Source organism: Vibrio sp. 1557 (genome assembly GCF_033340175.1).
Lineage (GTDB): Bacteria > Pseudomonadota > Gammaproteobacteria > Enterobacterales > Vibrionaceae > Vibrio > Vibrio alginolyticus.
On the sequence record NZ_JAWOVZ010000118.1, the window covers coordinates 1 to 1,453 of the forward strand.

Sequence of the window (1,453 nt, forward strand, 5' to 3'; positions counted from 1 at the left end):
TGCGGTGTAAAATTACAACATAGTTAAGTCAATACATTCAGGAGAAGGTCATGGGTAACGAAATTGGTGGTGCTTACATTGGCCAGATGATTGCAAAAGACGCGATGCACAAAGCGCTTTACGGTAAAGCGAAGAAGAAAAAAGCTTCTATTTTTGCTCGTGTTATGAAAAAACTGGCGAATTAATGCAGAAAAGCCCTGATTGAAAAATCAGGGCTTTTTGTTTCTATAAACCAAATATTTATACGGTCTTTATGCTAGTGCGATAACGACTATGCCGATTGGCTTGGTATTTCTACGACGTTATTCGGCACCTTGTCTAACCCCTTTGCGGCTAACCACTTTTCTAGGTTATCTGCGCCTCCGACGTATTTTCCCTCTAACCAAATTTGCGGCACGGTCACTGGTGTTTTCTCACCGATGATCGCTTTAACTTCTGGGATCATTCTATACAGGGCAGCGCTGTCTTTGACGACATCGTGATACTCGTACTTAATACCAGCATCGTCGAGTAACTGTTTAGCTTTGACGCAATACGGACAAGTGGCTTTTCCGTAAACGATGTTGCCTTTCAGTTCATCACGTTTTACCCACTCCGAAATGACCGATTGCACGAGCACGCCTCGGTTTAGCGCTTCCCCTTGGCTCACGACTTTACCTTCAACCAGAAGAATAGGGGCGTGCCATGCACCGACTTTCAAAGGTTCCCACCAGTGAGATAACCAATCTTTCACTTCGAGTTCGACTGGTACATCAGCCAATTCGTTCGCGAAGGTGTCCACTAAAATATCTTTGGTTAGCGTACATTCGCCGCATGGGATGTTCACTTTGAACGGCCCCCAACTGCCAGCCCAGCGATAAAGTGTGATTTTGATTGGTTGTGTCATAGAATGTTCCTCATTTCCTTTCCTGAAAATATAGAACTCAAAAGCTAGATTTTTCTTTCAACTAACTTTGTCTTTTTTGCTTCCCAGTGCGTGATGAATGCAATCGACGCCACAATAATCGCAGCGCCTAGCCACAAACGACCAGGAGGGACCCATCCAAAGACCATCCATCCAGCCAGCACATTTAAAGGCAGTTTAGCGTGATCGAAGGGTTGAACGAAGGAAGCGTCCGCAACTGCGTAAGCTTTCACAATCGCCCATTGCGCTAATGCTGTTAGTGCACCAGCAAAAAGAAGGATCAGCCAAATAGTCCAGTCACTAGGCATGGTAAAGCTTGGTATCGCTAGCACAATATTGAAAGGCGTGATCAGTAACAACAAGTAAACCACCATGGTAGACGGTGGATCGTTTACCGACATCTTTTTCACCATCAAAGAATACGCCGCCCAAAAGAAGGCCGCCCCAACAGGCAATAGAGTTGCCCAAGTGAAGGAGTCTGACCACGGTTCTAAGATGATCATGGCACCGATAAAGCCAGTTAGTGTGGCAAGCCAGCGTGCGGTGCCC

The 1,453-nt window shown here is 45.9% G+C and carries 3 protein-coding genes; 1 reads left to right on the forward strand and 2 read right to left on the reverse strand.

All coding sequences use genetic code 11. The features are described 5' to 3' along the window. Positions 1 to 50: 50 nt before the first annotated feature. Positions 51 to 185, forward strand: coding sequence for a hypothetical protein (locus tag R7070_RS25095; protein ID WP_005461920.1), 135 nt, complete (start codon positions 51 to 53; stop codon positions 183 to 185). A gap of 86 nt (positions 186 to 271) precedes the next feature. On the opposite strand, the gene R7070_RS25100 is transcribed toward R7070_RS25095, so the two are convergent. Then, positions 272 to 886, reverse strand: a complete 615-nt coding sequence (locus R7070_RS25100) for a glutaredoxin domain-containing protein (protein WP_025507078.1) — start codon at positions 884 to 886, stop codon at positions 272 to 274. 44 nt (positions 887 to 930) lie between these two features. After that, positions 931 to 1,453: DMT family transporter (locus R7070_RS25105; protein ID WP_318141384.1), on the reverse strand; the 523-nt coding region annotated here is incomplete at its 5' end.

Excerpts from the sequence above, each read along its gene's own strand:
- R7070_RS25100 (WP_025507078.1), bottom strand. The coding sequence starts at position 886 with ATGACACAACCAATCAAAATCACACTTTATCGCTGGGCTGGCAGTTGG.
- R7070_RS25095 (WP_005461920.1), top strand. The coding sequence starts at position 51 with ATGGGTAACGAAATTGGTGGTGCTTACATTGGCCAGATGATTGCAAAA.